Below are 14130 nucleotides of genomic sequence, written 5' to 3'. Positions count from 1 at the left end.
AGCGCAAACAACATGAGAGCTCGCAAATGGAGCTATGTTGCAATGCACAAAATAGACACTTGGAAATAATATTTCAATCATAAATTTATCAAATTAAATCAAAATATTATTTCTCCATGTGAGCAAATTCGAGGCCGTGATATGGCATATTGCACTGCATGAAGAGAGGGGATGAATGCGGATTCGCGCCGGGCGCCGGCGGCGTCATATTGGCGCTAACCATGGGCCCGGCCGTGCGATATGCTACGGCGCGGTTCTGGGGGCCTGAATGCGGGGGATGCGGTGTCTGACCGGGAGTGGGTGAAGACGAGCCGGGACGACGACCGGCTGAAGATCGTCGCGGCCGGCCCGTGGACGATTCGCCATGCCCCCGACATCGAACGGCAGGCCGGCGCGCTGACGCCCAACGGTGCGCGCCAGGCGGTGTTCGACCTGTCGCGGCTCGACGCCATCGACACCGCCGGCGCGTTGGTTCTGTTCAAGGTCGTCGACCGTTTCAAGAATGCCGGTGTCGAGACCGAGGTCGCCGGCGCGCCCGGCGATTTCAGCGACTTGCTCGCCCGGGTCGCGGAAGCGGAGGAACGCCACGCGGTGCCGCAGCCGCCCGTCGGCCGCTTCAGCCACAGCCTGGAAGTGATCGGCCACAGCACCGTTCAGGCCTTCCGCGAGGGACGCGACCTGCTGTCCTTCTTCGGCCTGACCATCGTGGTCTTCGGACGGATCATTGCGCGGCCGCGCCGGCTGCGTCTGATCTCGACGATCAATAACATGGAATCGGCCGGGGTCAGGGCGCTGCCGATCGTCGGGCTGCTGTCGTTCCTGATCGGCGTCGTGCTGGCCTACCAGGGCGCCGACCAGTTGCGCCAATTCGGCGCCGAGATCTTCACCGTCAACCTGCTCGCCGTCTCGGTGCTGCGCGAGATCGGCATCCTGCTGACCGCGATCCTGGTCGCCGGCCGCTCGGGCAGCGCGTTCACGGCGCAGATCGGCACCATGAAAGTGCGCGAGGAAATCGACGCCATGGAGACCATCGGCATGGACCCGATGGAGGTCCTGGTGCTGCCGCGGATCATCGCGCTGGTCATCGTTCTGCCGCTGCTTGGCGTCTATGCCGACATCATGGGCATGACCGGCGGCGCGATCATGTCGATGCTGGTGCTCGACATCTCGCTGACCGCGTTCATCGAGCAGCTGCGCCTCGCGCTCACGCCGTGGACGATCTGGATCGGGCTGATGAAGGCGCCGGTGTTCGCGTTCCTCATCGCCATGGTCGGCTGTTTCCAGGGTCTCCGGGTCGAGGGCAGCGCCGAAAGCGTCGGCCGCAAGACCACCCAGTCGGTGGTCCAGGCGATCTTCCTGGTGATCATCGCCGACGCCGTGTTTTCGATCATCTTCTCGACCCTGCACATTTGAGGATCCGGCGCGATGTCCGATACCCCCGTCATTCGCATTCGCGGCCTCAGGACCCAGTTCGGACCGCAAGTCGTTCATGACGGCCTCGATCTTGACGTGCGTCCGGGCGAGGTGCTTGGCGTGGTCGGCGGGTCGGGCACCGGCAAGTCGGTGCTGTTGAAGGCGATCGTCGGATTGCTGCGGCCGACCGCCGGCACCATCGAGGTATTCGGCCACAATATCCGCGAGGGCGGCGGCGAGGCGCGCCAGCAGGCACAGCAGCGTTGGGGCGTTCTGTTCCAGGACGGCGCGCTGTTCGGTTCGCTGAGCGTCGCCCAGAACATCGAGGTCCCGCTGCGCGAGCACCTCGACCTGCCCCAGGCGCTGATGGACGAGATCGCCGCGCTCAAGATCGATCTCGTCGGCCTGCCGCCGGACGCCGCCGGCAAGATGCCGTCGGAATTGTCGGGCGGCATGCGCAAACGCGCCGGTCTCGCCCGCGCGATGGCGATGGACCCGGAGATCCTGTTTCTCGACGAGCCGACCGCCGGGCTCGATCCGATCGGCGCCGCGAGTTTCGATTCGCTGATCCAGACCCTGAATCACACCTTGAAATTCACCGTCTTCATGGTCACACACGACCTGGACAGTTTGACCACCATCTGCGACCGTATCGCCGTGCTGGTAGATAAGAAGATCGTGGTTGGACGCCTGGAGGAATTGTTGAAGCTCGACCACCCGTGGATCCACGAGTATTTCCACGGCCCGCGCGCGCGCGCGGTCGGCGGCGGCGGATAGCCGGCGATGGAAACCCGCGCCAGCTATGTCATCGTCGGCGGCTTCGTTCTTGCGCTGCTCGCCGGGCTTCTCGTCGTCGTGCTGTGGGTCGGCGGTTCGCGCACGACCGCGGACACGATCGATTACAAGATCGTCTTCACCGGGTCGGTAACCGGGCTTCGTATCGGCAACGCGGTGCTATATCGCGGCGTACCGGTCGGCAGCGTCAGCAAAATCGCGATCGACCCCGATACCCACCAAGTCATCGCCATCGTCGAAGTCAACGCCACCACGCCGATCAAGGTCGATACCGAGGCCTTTCTGGAGCTTCAATTGCTGACCAACGTGGCGGTCGTCCAGTTGGTCGGCGGCAACCCCAACAGCCCGCCGCTGGTCCCCGCCGAGGACCAGGACATGGCGCAGATCCGCGCCGGCGCTTCGGCGATCGAGGAACTGACCCGCAGCGCGCCGGAACTGGTCGCCGACCTGAATACGTTGATCGTGCGCGCCCAGTTGATTTTCAGCGACCAGAACATCAACAGCATCTCGGGCATCCTGTCGGACGTCAATACGCTGACCAGTGCCTTCGCCACCAACAGCGATGAGATCGACGGCATGATCGGCGATATCTCCTACACGCTCAAATCGCTGTCCAAGACGATGGATGAGCTCGGCCTGTTCGTCCAGCAGGTGCGCGCCATCGCCGAGGAGGAGGGCAAGCAATTGACGCCGACCCTGGCCCAGGTCCAGACGACCCTGAAATCGTTTTCCAACCTCGCCAAGAACCTCGACGAGGTGGTCAGCGACAACAAGCGCTCGCTGCAGGACTTCTCGTCGACCGGACTCTACGAACTGTCGCGGTTCATGACCGAAGCGCGGGCCCTGGTCAGCGCCCTGCAGCGTTTGGCAGAGCGCCTCGAGCGGGATCCGGCGCGGTTCCTGTTCGGCGATTCGCAACGCGGCGTCAATGTGCAATGAGGAGAGACCGATGATTCGAATCCTGCGGGCCGCCACCGCCGCGACGCTGGCGCTGTCGATCGCCGGTTGCACCGGTTCGTTGCTGCCCGGCCAGGAGCCGCCGCCCAAGCTCTACGATTTGACGCCTAAGAGCACGTTCGAAGAGGGCCTGCCGACCGCCAGTTGGCAGCTCCTGGTCGAATCCCCGGTCGCCGCGGCCGGCATCAATACCACGCGAATCGCGCTCAAGCGCACGCCGACTACGCTCGACTATTTCGCCAAGGCGGAATGGACCGACCGCGCGCCGGCGCTGGTCCAAACGCTGGTCATCGAATCGTTCGAAAACACCGACAAGATCATCTCGGTCGGCCGCGAGACCGTGGCGCTCCGCTCCGATTATTCGCTGAAGCTGGAATTGCGCGAGTTCCAAGCCAATTACTACGACGCCGACGACAAGCCGATCGACGATCCGACCGCCGCCCCCACCGTCGATGTCCGCATCAACGCCAAGCTGGTCAAGATGCCGGAACGGCTGATCATCGCCAGCACCACATTCGGCTTCAAAATCGCCTCGCCGTCCAACACGCTGGACGACATCGTTCTCGCCTTCAACGACGCCCTCGGCAAGGTGCTGAAACGGGTCGTCGGCTGGACGCTCAAGACCGTCGACGCCTACGAAAAAGAAAACAAGATCCGGCGATCGTCCTAGGTCGCTGCGGCTCGAACCCGGCCGTGCGCTACCCCCAAAGGTCCGGCGTCGGTGGGTGGACGCGATTTTCGGCGAAGGAGAGATGGTCGGGACGGTCCTGGCGCAGCAACAAGGGACCATCGAGATCGACAATGGCCGCGCCCGCGGTCAGCAACGTCGCCGGCGCCATCGCCAGCGAAGTGCCGATCATGCAGCCGATCATGATACCCAGCCCGGCCGCTGCGGCGGCATCGGCGAGCGCCAGCGCTTCGGTAAGACCACCGGTCTTGTCGAGCTTGATGTTGATCATGTCGTAACGGCCGGCGAGCGCCGGAAGGTCGGCTCGCGTGTGGCACGATTCGTCGGCGCAGAGCGGCACCGGCCGGTCCAGCTCTGCCAGGATCGAATCCTCGCCGGCCGGCAGGGGCTGCTCGATCATCTCGACGCCGAGGTCGCCGAGCGCCGGAAACAGCTCGCGGCAGATCGCCGGCGTCCACGCCTCGTTGGCGTCGACCACCAGCCGCGAGTCGGGGGCTGCTTGGCGAACCGCCTCGACCCGCTGGAGATCGCCGGGTCCGGTCAGCTTGAGCTTGAGCAACGGCCGGGCGCGGTTGGCTTCCGCATCGGCCCGCATCTTGTCGGCCGGGCCAACGCTAATCGTGAAGGCCGTGACCGCCGGCTCCGGCGCGGGCAGGTTCGCCACTTCCCATATGCGCCGCCCGGCCCGCTTGGCCTCGAGATCCCACAGCGCGCAATCGATCGCGTTGCGTGCCGCACCCGCCGGCAGCGCGTGTTGCAATTCGGTTCGGGTCAAGCCGTCGGCGAGCGCCGCGGCGAGGCTGCCGATTTCATTGAGCACGCTGTCGACGCTTTCACCGTAGCGCGGATAGGGCACGCACTCGCCCCGTCCGCGCCGGCCGCCTTCGCCGATTTCGGCGACGACGATTTCGGCGGCGGTCCGCGAGCCGCGCGAGATCGTGAAGGTGCCGTCGATGGGCCAGCTTTCGTGGCGGGCCAAAACCGAGATCATATCGGCACCAAGATCTACGACAGCCCGTCGACCAACCGGTCGGCGCCGGTGCGCATGGAATCGATAGCCGGGATGCCGAGGCGGCTTTCGATGCCGTAGAGCAGCTCCGCCGCCTCGCCGTCACCGAGGGCGCGCGTATTGACGCTGACGCCGATGAATCGCGCCTCGGGGTTGACCATGTGCGCGGCACGCAGGTTTTCCTCGATGCACTTCTCAAGCGCCGGCATTGGCCGATCCGGCAGTCCGCGCATATGGGCACGGGTCGGTTCATGGCACAGCACGAGGGCGTCGGGTTGCGAGCCATGGAGCAGGCCCAAGCTGACGCCGGCGAATGAGGGATGGAACAGCGACCCCTGCCCTTCGACGACATCCCAGTGATCGGGCTCGTTGGCCGGGGTCAGCCATTCGGCGGCGCCGGAGATGAAATCGCCGATCACCGCATCGATCGGCACGCCGTTGCCAACGATGAAGATACCGGTCTGGCCAGTGGCGCGGAAATCGGCGGCCAGGCCGCGCGCCTTCATCGACTTCTCGATGGTCAGCGAGGTGTACATCTTGCCGACCGAGCAATCGGTACCGACCGTCAGCAGACGCTTGCCCGGCCGCCGCGAACCGGCGGCGACGGCAAAATCGCGATCGGGCCGGCGGACATCGATCAACCGCCGCCCCTGTTCGGCCGCCAGCTCGTCAAGGCCGGGTACGGCCGTCAGCGGCTGGTGCAGGCCGCTGGCCAGGTCCATGCCGGCGCGCAACGCCTCCTGCAGAGTTTCGTACCAGCTCTCGGGAATGACCCCGCCCCTGTTGGCGACGCCAACGACCAGGGTCTTGGCGCCCGCCTCGGCGGCCGTCGCGACCGACATCGTCGGCAGGTCGAGCGTCGTCTTGCAGGCCGGCAGTCGCAACTCGCCGAGGCACCATTCCGGTCGCCAATCGGCGATCCCGCGCCCGGTCTTGGCCGCCAGGTCGTCGGGCGCGTCGCCCAAGAACAGCAGATACGGGTTACGAATTTCCATGACTGATACTCCGCTTGATGGGGGCTTCGGTCCTGCGATAAACCTCGCCGCATCCGATACCCGAGCTTGTCGTGCCGTCGTCCCTGTGGCTATGATCGCCGCCGCCCAACCTTCCCCAAAACAGACTGTCCCTCGAGATGTTCACAACGCGACCGGAACTCCTCTGTACCTTCGGCGCCGTCGCGTCGACCCACTGGTTGGCCTCCCAGTCCGGCATGGCCGTTCTCGAAAAAGGCGGCAATGCCTTTGACGCGGCGGTGGCGGCGGGCTTCGTTCTACAGGTGGTCGAGCCACATCTCAATGGGCCCGGCGGCGAAGCGCCGATGATCGTCCACAGCGCGGCCGAGGGCAGGACGAGGGTGGTCTGCGGACAAGGCACCGCTCCGGCGGCCGCGACCATCGAGCACTATCGACGCCACGGTCACTCGCTGATGCCCGGTACCGGGCTGCTTGCCGCGGTCGTGCCCGGTGCGTTCGACGCCTGGCTGATGATCCTTCGGGATTACGGCACGATGTCGTTTGGCGAGGTCATGGAGTTCGCCATCGGCTATGCCGAGAACGGGTTTCCGGTGGTGCCCCGCATCACCTGGACGATCGAATCGGTCGAGGCCCTGTTCCGCGACCATTGGCCGAGTTCGGCCGAGGTATGGCTGCGGGACGGCGCGCCACAGCCCGGGCGGCTCTTTCGCACGCCGGCGATTGCCGCCACCTTCAAGCGCCTGGTCGCCGAATCGGCAACGGCCGACGGCGGCCGCGAGGCCGGGATCGAGGCGGCGCGGCATGCCTGGTACGAAGGCTTCGTCGCCGAGGCGATCGACCGCTTTTGCCGCGACCGCGCATATATCGATACGACCGGGACGCCGCAGCACGGCGTCATGACCGGCGATGATCTCGCGCGCTGGCACGCCACCTATGAAGATCCGCTGACCTACGATTATCACGGCCATACCATTTGCAAGACCGGGCCGTGGGGGCAGGGTCCGGTCATGCTGCAGCAGTTGGCGCTGCTCAGAGGCTTCGACATCGCGACCATGAATCCGACCGGGCCCGATTTCATCCATACCGTGGTGGAATGCGCCAAACTCGCCTACGCCGATCGCGAGGCCTATTACGGCGATCCCGACTTCGTCGACGTGCCGATGACGACATTGCTCGACGACGCCCATAACGGCGCGCGCCGGGAATTGGTCGGCGAACGCGCCAATCCGGATCTGCGCCCCGGGACTATTCCCGGCCACGACCCTTGGACCGACGACGGCGCTGCCGAACGCGCCGCGCTCAAGCAGCACTACGATGCGCTCGGCGGCGGCGAGCCGACGATTGCCAAGACCGGCGCCAGCCGAGGCGATACCTGCCACGTCGACGTCATCGATCGCTGGGGCAACATGGTATCGGCGACGCCGAGCGGCGGTTGGCTGCAAAGCTCGCCGACGATCCCCGAGCTTGGCTTCAATCTGACCAATCGTGGGCAAATGTTCTGGCTCGACGAGGGTCATCCGGCCTCGCTGGCGCCGGGCAAACGGCCCCGCACCACCTTGACGCCGTCCTTCGCGCTGCGCGACGGCGCGCCCTATATGGCGTTCGGCACGCCGGGCGGCGATCAGCAGGATCAGTGGGCATTGATCTTCTTGCTGCATCATATCGATCACGGCATGAACCTGCAGGAAGCGATCGACTGCCCGACCTTCCAAACGGTCAATTTTCCGAGCAGTTTTTTCCCCCGCGAACGGTACCCCAATGTGATCCGCCTCGAAGGACGTTTCTCCGACCGCACGGTCGAGGAATTGCGCCGCCGCGGACATATCGTCGAGATCGAGGAGCTATGGTCGCTGGGGCGTTTATCGGCGGCGGCGCGCGACGGCGATCTGATCAAGGCGGCGGCCAACCCGCGCGGTATGCAGGGATATGCCGTCGGGCGTTAGAGGGCAGAATCTTTTTACCGAATTGATTCTTCATGAATACTTCGTCCGCTAGCCTGCCGACGTCGCGCCGCGAATGGCACCGCCGCGTGTGGCGGCTTGCCGGTCCGATCATCCTGTCGAACATGTCCGTGCCCCTGCTCGGGGCGGTCGACACGGCGGTGGTCGGTCACCTGCCCGATCCCGCCTATATCGGCGCCGTCGCCATCGGGGCGATCATCTTCAATTTCATCTATTGGGGGTTCGGATTCCTCCGCATGGGAACCACGGGATTCACCGCCCAGGCGCTAGGCGCCCGCGACTGGCAGGAAATCCGTGCCATCATCGCCCGCGGCATCATCATCAGTCTCGGTCTGGCCGTCGTGATCCTCGCCGGTCAGTCACTGATTCGCGGGGCGGCGTTCTGGCTTATCGAAGCGAGCGGCGACGTCGAGGCGCTGGCGGTAACCTACTACGACGTGCGTGTGTGGGGCGCGCCGGCGGCGTTGGCGAACTATGCGGTTCTCGGCTGGCTGCTCGGTATCCAGCGGCCGCGAACGGCGCTTGTCTTGCAGATCGTTCTGAACGGAATAAATATCGCCCTCGACCTGTGGTTCGTCCTCGGCCTCGGCTGGGGCGTCGAAGGTGTGGCGTTTGCAACCGTCATTTCGGAATACAGCGCCGCCCTCCTCGGACTTTGGATCGTGCACCGTGCGCTGATCGCGGCCGGCGGAAATTGGCGTCGCGATCAAATCCTCGACCGGACGCGGCTGATCGCGTTCGCTCGCGTCAACGGCGATATCTTTATCCGTACCCTGTGCCTGATCTTCGCGTTTTCCTACTTCACCGCCCAGTCGGCGCGTATGGGCGACGTGCTGCTGGCGGCGAACGCGGTTCTGATGCACTTCCAGCATTTCATGGCCTACGGCCTCGACGGTTTCGCCTTCGCCGCCGAGGCGCTGATCGGCGGCGCGGTCGGCGCGCGCAACCGGGAAGCTTTGCGCGCCGGCGTTTCGGTGACGACGCAGTGGGCGTTCGCGATCTCCGGGATCTACGTTCTCGTCTACGCCCTGCTCGGCACCGAAATCATCGGTGTTCTGACCGGGATCGAAGAGGTCCGTTCGGCGGCGGCGCAGTTCCTGCCCTGGGCCATCGTGATGCCGCTGATCTCGGTGTGGAGCTTCCAGCTCGACGGCATCTTCATCGGCGCCACCCGCACCGGCGAAATGCGCAACGCGATGATCGTATCGGTGGCGATCTATCTCGCCGCGGTCCATCTGTTGCTCCCAATCATGGGCAACCACGGGCTGTGGCTGGCACTGATGGTCTACATGGTCGCCCGTGCGGTTACGCTCGGGCTCTACTACCCCAGGGTGGTTCAGGCGGCGGACCCCATAAGCCGATAGCAAAGCGCCGCCCCTTCGGTTACATCTCGGGCCCTCGCGGCCGGACAACTCCGCCACAATTGGCCAACCAAACATGACCTATACCGACGGCAACAAGGTTCATATCGCGAAAGACCAATCCAAGGGACGGATGCTCGATGTCTACGCGCGGATCAGCGAATTCGTGGTCGGCCACAGCTACCTCCATTGGGGCTATTGGGAGAACCCCGACCAACCGGGAGCACTCACGCTGGTCAATCTAGCCGTGGCGCAGCGAGCCTTTCTCGACAAGCTCGTGACGCTGATCCCGCCGGGAGTCAAATCCATCATCGATATCGGCAGCGGCACCGGTGAGCTGGCGGCCCACCTCCAGGCCGCGGGATACGATGTCACTTGCGTCTGCCCGTCGATCGAGCAAAACCGGCTGGCCCGCACAAAGCTCGCCGCCGGCACCGTCATCCACGAAAGCACGTTCGAGGATCTAGCGCCGGACCGCGCCTATGATCTGGCGATTTTTTGTGAAAGCTTCCAGTACGTGGCGCTGCCGCAGGCGATCGAAAAGCTTGCCGGCTGCGCCCGCCATGTCCTGATCGCCGACTATTTCAAGATCTCCGCCGACTCGCGGCAGGGCGGCGGATTCTCTTGGCAGGCCTTCGAATCGGCGCGAGCGCAATACGGATATGACGTGGTGAGCCATGTCGACATCACCCGTAACGTCAAGCCGAATCTCTTATACAAGCGGCGGCTCTACCTCGACCTGTTGTTGCCATTGACGGACGCATTCTCCGAGCGTTTGCGGCAACGTCATCCGCTGATCTCGCGGCTCTTCTTGGGTCGCCTGCGGAATCGCATTGTCGGCGTCGAACGTATGCGCCGCAAAGGTGAAACCGCCGACCCCGAGAAGCTGGTCGATTGGATCCAATATTGCATGATCCTGATGCGGCGGAACGATTGACTGAATATCTCGACCGCGCGTCTGGCGCAGGCATGATCAGCCAGCCCGGCTCTCCGGCCCGCGCAGCTGTCGCATGTGAAATGACACGGCGCCGTAGGTGGCGACACAGTACGGCACGCAATAGGTCAGCACGATCTTGCCCCAATCGAGGGCATCGCCGTTGAGCAGGTGGTCGCCTTGATTGATCAGGTTCAATATGGTGCCGACGATCACGGCGACGATCAGCGACCGCTTGGGAACGCCCTCGCCGCACGCACATTTCAACCACGCACCAAACATGACGCTTTCCTGCTGTGGGCCCCTAGGCTAGCGTGAATTTTCAATTACGTCGCGTTCGGAATGAGCACTCAAGGGGCCATCTTCGCAATTCTGGCAGTCATGATCGTACTGGTCATGGTCAGCCTGATTCAGCCGTGGGCTGAGCGGCGTTCGATCCCGAGCACGCTTGTCCTGGCGTGCCTCGGCATCGCTTTTGGCGCGGTGGTGTTCATGGTCAATCCGCCGATCAATTTCGGGCCCCTGAGCGGCATGATCGCGGGGCTTCAGGACCTCGGAATCAGTCCCGAGCTCTTCCTCTACCTGTTTCTTCCGCCGCTATTGTTTACCGCCGGGCTGACCATCGATGTCCGCCTGCTGATCGATGAAATCGGGGCGGTCCTGGTGATGGCGGTGGTCGCCGTCTTCGTCTGCACCCTCGCCGTCGGGTACGCGCTGTCGATGTACGTCGAGTACAGCCTGGTCACCTGCCTCCTGCTCGGTTCGATCGTGGCGACGACCGACCCCGCGGCCGTTGTTAGCCTGTTCCGCGACCTCGGCGCGCCTCGGCGGTTGACCACCCTGATCTCCGGGGAAAGCGTACTCAACGACGCCGCGGCGATCGCGATATTCACGATCCTGGTGGAAACGCTGACCAGCGGCCAACAGATAGACTTTGCCGCCGGCCTGCTCCAATTGACGACGGATTTCATCGGCGGGCTCGCCCTTGGCTATGTTCTCGCGCGGATCACCTGCTGGGTTATGCCGGCGATGCGGAATACGCGCGTCGCCGAAATCACGCTCAGCGTCGCGCTTGCCTACATTTGCTACATCCTGGGCGAACAATATTTCGACGTCTCGGGGGTCGTCGCGGTGGTCGCCGCGTCATTCACTTTCGCCGTTCACGGCCGCACCAAGGCAACCCCCGGAACTTGGGACCCGCTGGTCCAGACCTGGCAGTTTCTCGATTTTTGGGCCAATTCCCTGATCTTCGTCCTGGCCACGATGTTCGCCACCAGGGTCATTAACCAGGCCGAGTGGCGAGACCTTGTTTTGATCGGCATTGTCGTCGCCGGTGCGCTGGTCGCGCGGGGGGTGGTGCTCTACGGCTTGCTACCGCTGCTCAGCGCGGTCAAGGCCACCCACCGAGTCGGTCCCAAGTACAAGGCCGTTATCCTGTGGGGCGGGTTGCGTGGAGCGCTGACATTGACCCTCGCGTTGTCGGTTAACGAGAACCCCGAGATCCCCGACGATCTCGAGCGGTTCATCCTGACGCTGGCGACGGGCTTCGTCCTGTTCACCTTGCTGGTTCAAGCGACGACCCTCAAACCGCTGCTGAATCTACTCGGGCTCAGCCAATTGACGCCGATGGAGCTGGCCCTGCGCGACCGAGCGGTCGCCTTGAGCCGGAGCCAAGTGCACGAACAGGTCAAGGCGGTGGCACGAGAATACGGCTTCGATCCCGTCCTGGCTGCCGATGTCGTACCCGCCGTCAATGACGAGCAATCGGGAAACGGCGAAAACGGCGATCACAGCCTCATTTCCCAACTCTCCGAGCCGGACCGTCTCCAGGTCGGACTGCTGACGCTGGCGACGCGGGAAAAGGAGCTCTATCTCCGGCATTACGCCGACGGCACGATGTCACGCCAGATGGTGACCCGAATGGTGACCGATGCCGACCGGCTGATCGACCGCGTAAAAATTCAGGGGCTGGAAGGCTATCAGGCGAACACCAGTATCGCGGTCCGGGTTCCGTTTGGCCTCCGCGTCGCACTCCGCGTCCATCGCTACACCGGCTGGAGCCGGCCCCTGGCGATCCGCCTTTCTCATCGTTTCGAGCGCCTGATCGTTTCCCAGCTTGTCGTCCGCGAGCTGGCGCGGTTCAACAAGCAATCGATCGAGCCGCTGCTCGGAAGCGACGTCAGCGCCGAACTGGGCGATGTGATCAATGCCCGCCTCGACGGAATCATGACCGCGCTCGAAGCGGTCGAAGTGCAATATCCAAGTTATACCCAATCACTGCGCCACCACTACTTGGAGCGGGCCGCGCTGCGCTTGGAAGAGGCACAGTACCGGCGGCAATTGCAGGAATCGCTGATCGGGCGCGAGATCTATGCGGACCTGGAACGCGGCATCGATCGCCGGCGGGCCATTCTCGAAGAGAGGGCTCAAGTCGATCTCGGCCTGAGGCTCAAGGAAATGTTGGCCCGAGCGCCCCTGTTCGGTGCCCTCGACGACACCCAGCTGCACCAGGTGGCACGCTGTTTGAAGCCTCACCTCGCGGTACCCGGCGAGCGCGTGATCAAGAAGGGCACCCCTGGCAACGCGATGTACTTTATCGTATCGGGCTCGGTCGAGGTCCGCTTGCCGAAAAACCCGATCGCGCTTAAATCGGGGGAGTTTTTCGGTGAGCTATCGCTTCTCACTCGGCAGCCGCGCGTCGCCGATGTCGTCTCCCAGGGCTATTGCCAGTTGCTCGCCCTCGAAGCCCGCGATTTCCGTCTTTTGCTGCGAACGATCCCCGAGCTCAAGGAAAAGATCGAGGCGGTCGCCGAGAACCGCATCGAAGCCAATCGGCAAGGCAGCGATCAGGCTTCGTCCTAGGGCGCTTCGCGCCCTAGTTTCGCCCGGCATGCTCGGACCCGTTCTTACCGCGCCAGATCCAGCCGCGGCGCCAAAAGTAAAACAGCAGGCCGCAGCCGATCACCGCCATGACCGCAAGGGCAAAGGGGTAGCCGAAATACCAGCCCAGTTCGGGCATATTCCAGGGCGAAACCGCGGGATCGAAATTCATGCCGTAGACGCCGGTGATGAACGACAAAGGAATAAAGATGGTGGCGATGATCGTCAGCACCTTCATCACCTCGTTCATGCGCTGGCTTTGCCGCGACAGATATATGTCGACCAGGCTCGAGGCGATTTAGCGGTAGGTCTCGGTGATATCCATCAGTTGGACGAGATGGTCGTAGCAATCGCGAAGAAAAATGACCGTATGCGGCTCAACCAGTTCATGCTCGTCGCGGATCATGTTGTTGACCAATTCGCGGTGTGGCCAAATCGCCCGGCGCACAAGCAGCAAATCTCGTTTGAGGTCGTGGACGTCCTCGACCAGGGACTCCCGGTTCGACTCGAGAACTTCCTGCTCGAGCTCATCGACCCTCTCGCCGAATACCTCGAGAACGGGGAAATAGGCGTCGATCGTGGCATCGATGAGGGCATAGGCAAGATAATCGGCGCCGCGGATCCGTAAACGACCGTGCGCATCGACGAGGCGCGTGCGTACCGGGTCGAAGCAGTCGCCGGGATGCTCTTGGCAGGTGATGACGAAGTTTCGGCCGAGGAAGATCGAGATTTGCTCGGTGGCGAATTGCCGCCCCGGTTCGGGAAGGCGCAAGATCATAAAGACATTGCTGTCATAGGACTCGATCTTTGGCCGCTGCTGCAATTGCAGCACGTCCTCGAGCGCGAGTCGGTGGAGGCCGAAAAGGTCTCCGAGCCGTGCAACGAAGTCGGCGTCTCCCAAACCCTGGACATCGACCCAGACAATCGGCGCCTGCCCGCGAGCCGTTTGAATTTCATCGACGCTGGTAACGGTCCTGGAGAAATGATTATTGGGGCCGTAGCCGGTGACACGGATCACCGGCATCGAGGCATTCGGATCGGCGACCAGCGTTCCGGGCGCCGTCCCCGGCGCCGGATGCCTGTTTTGCCACCGGCGCACAAGGCTGGATGCACGGCGCCCCGCGCGATTGCGGGTCTTGGCAACAGGCCGCTGAGAGT

At 63.6% G+C, this 14130-nt stretch carries 13 protein-coding genes; 8 read left to right on the top strand and 5 right to left on the bottom strand.

The features are described from left to right. Positions 1-240: 240 nt before the first annotated feature. From GY791_01840 to GY791_01825, 4 genes are read left to right on the top strand one after another with little or no spacing between them, the layout of a single operon-like run. The gene (locus tag GY791_01840) at positions 241-1413 is read left to right on the top strand and encodes an MlaE family lipid ABC transporter permease subunit (protein MCP4327164.1); all 1173 of its coding nucleotides are present in this window, start codon (positions 241-243) and stop codon (positions 1411-1413) included. 12 nt (positions 1414-1425) lie between these two features. Beyond that, a complete protein-coding gene (locus GY791_01835) occupies positions 1426-2190 on the top strand; it encodes an ABC transporter ATP-binding protein (protein MCP4327163.1) in 765 nt (254 codons plus the stop codon). 6 nt (positions 2191-2196) lie between these two features. Beyond that, positions 2197-3147 carry an MCE family protein gene (locus tag GY791_01830; protein MCP4327162.1) on the top strand — a complete coding sequence of 317 codons (951 nt, stop codon included), beginning with the start codon at positions 2197-2199 and terminating at the stop codon, positions 3145-3147. Continuing rightward, positions 3137-3835 (top strand): hypothetical protein, encoded by a 699-nt coding sequence (locus tag GY791_01825; GenBank protein ID MCP4327161.1) that lies wholly within the window; start codon positions 3137-3139, stop codon positions 3833-3835. The genes GY791_01830 and GY791_01825 overlap by 11 nt, the downstream gene beginning before the upstream one ends. A gap of 28 nt (positions 3836-3863) precedes the next feature. Here the strand turns inward: GY791_01825 and ycjG are convergent, their stop codons facing one another. Together ycjG and GY791_01815 are read right to left on the bottom strand one after the other, a co-directional pair. After that, positions 3864-4844, bottom strand: a complete 981-nt coding sequence (gene ycjG / locus GY791_01820; protein ID MCP4327160.1) for an L-Ala-D/L-Glu epimerase — start codon at positions 4842-4844, stop codon at positions 3864-3866. A gap of 14 nt (positions 4845-4858) precedes the next feature. After that, positions 4859-5857: a DUF1611 domain-containing protein gene (locus GY791_01815; protein MCP4327159.1), complete on the bottom strand. Its 999-nt coding sequence runs from the start codon at positions 5855-5857 to the stop codon at positions 4859-4861. Between the two features lie 137 nt (positions 5858-5994). Here GY791_01815 and GY791_01810 point away from each other — a divergent pair, with 137 nt between their 5' ends. The 3 genes from GY791_01810 (at position 5995) to GY791_01800 (ending at position 10095) form a co-directional block, all read left to right on the top strand. After that, the gene (locus GY791_01810; GenBank protein ID MCP4327158.1) at positions 5995-7779 is read left to right on the top strand and encodes a gamma-glutamyltransferase family protein; all 1785 of its coding nucleotides are present in this window, start codon (positions 5995-5997) and stop codon (positions 7777-7779) included. A 32-nt stretch (positions 7780-7811) separates the two neighbouring features. Then, complete coding sequence (locus GY791_01805; protein MCP4327157.1) at positions 7812-9161, top strand: MATE family efflux transporter; 1350 nt, start codon at positions 7812-7814, stop codon at positions 9159-9161. A 73-nt stretch (positions 9162-9234) separates the two neighbouring features. Beyond that, a complete protein-coding gene (locus GY791_01800) occupies positions 9235-10095 on the top strand; it encodes a class I SAM-dependent methyltransferase (GenBank protein MCP4327156.1) in 861 nt (286 codons plus the stop codon). Between the two features lie 36 nt (positions 10096-10131). On the opposite strand, the gene GY791_01795 is transcribed toward GY791_01800, so the two are convergent. Then, entirely contained in the window at positions 10132-10374 is a 243-nt protein-coding gene (locus GY791_01795; protein ID MCP4327155.1) for a hypothetical protein, read from the bottom strand. Positions 10375-10434: 60 nt separating this feature from the next. On the opposite strand from GY791_01795, the gene GY791_01790 reads away from it, so the two are divergent. Further along, the gene (locus GY791_01790) at positions 10435-12954 is read left to right on the top strand and encodes a cyclic nucleotide-binding domain-containing protein (GenBank protein MCP4327154.1); all 2520 of its coding nucleotides are present in this window, start codon (positions 10435-10437) and stop codon (positions 12952-12954) included. Positions 12955-12967: 13 nt separating this feature from the next. On the opposite strand, the gene GY791_01785 is transcribed toward GY791_01790, so the two are convergent. Together GY791_01785 and GY791_01780 are read right to left on the bottom strand one after the other, a co-directional pair. Beyond that, on the bottom strand, positions 12968-13222 hold the full coding sequence (locus GY791_01785) for a hypothetical protein (protein MCP4327153.1): 255 nt from the start codon (positions 13220-13222) through the stop codon (positions 12968-12970). Between the two features lie 48 nt (positions 13223-13270). After that, positions 13271-13996 carry a magnesium and cobalt transport protein CorA gene (locus GY791_01780; GenBank protein MCP4327152.1) on the bottom strand — a complete coding sequence of 242 codons (726 nt, stop codon included), beginning with the start codon at positions 13994-13996 and terminating at the stop codon, positions 13271-13273. Positions 13997-14130: the final 134 nt, after the last annotated feature.

It is taken from the genome of Alphaproteobacteria bacterium (genome assembly GCA_024244705.1).
In the GTDB taxonomy this organism is placed as follows: domain Bacteria; phylum Pseudomonadota; class Alphaproteobacteria; order JAAEOK01; family JAAEOK01; genus JAAEOK01.
The sequence above is the reverse complement of the archived record's forward strand: the minus strand, read 5'-3'. Positions and strand labels throughout refer to the sequence as shown.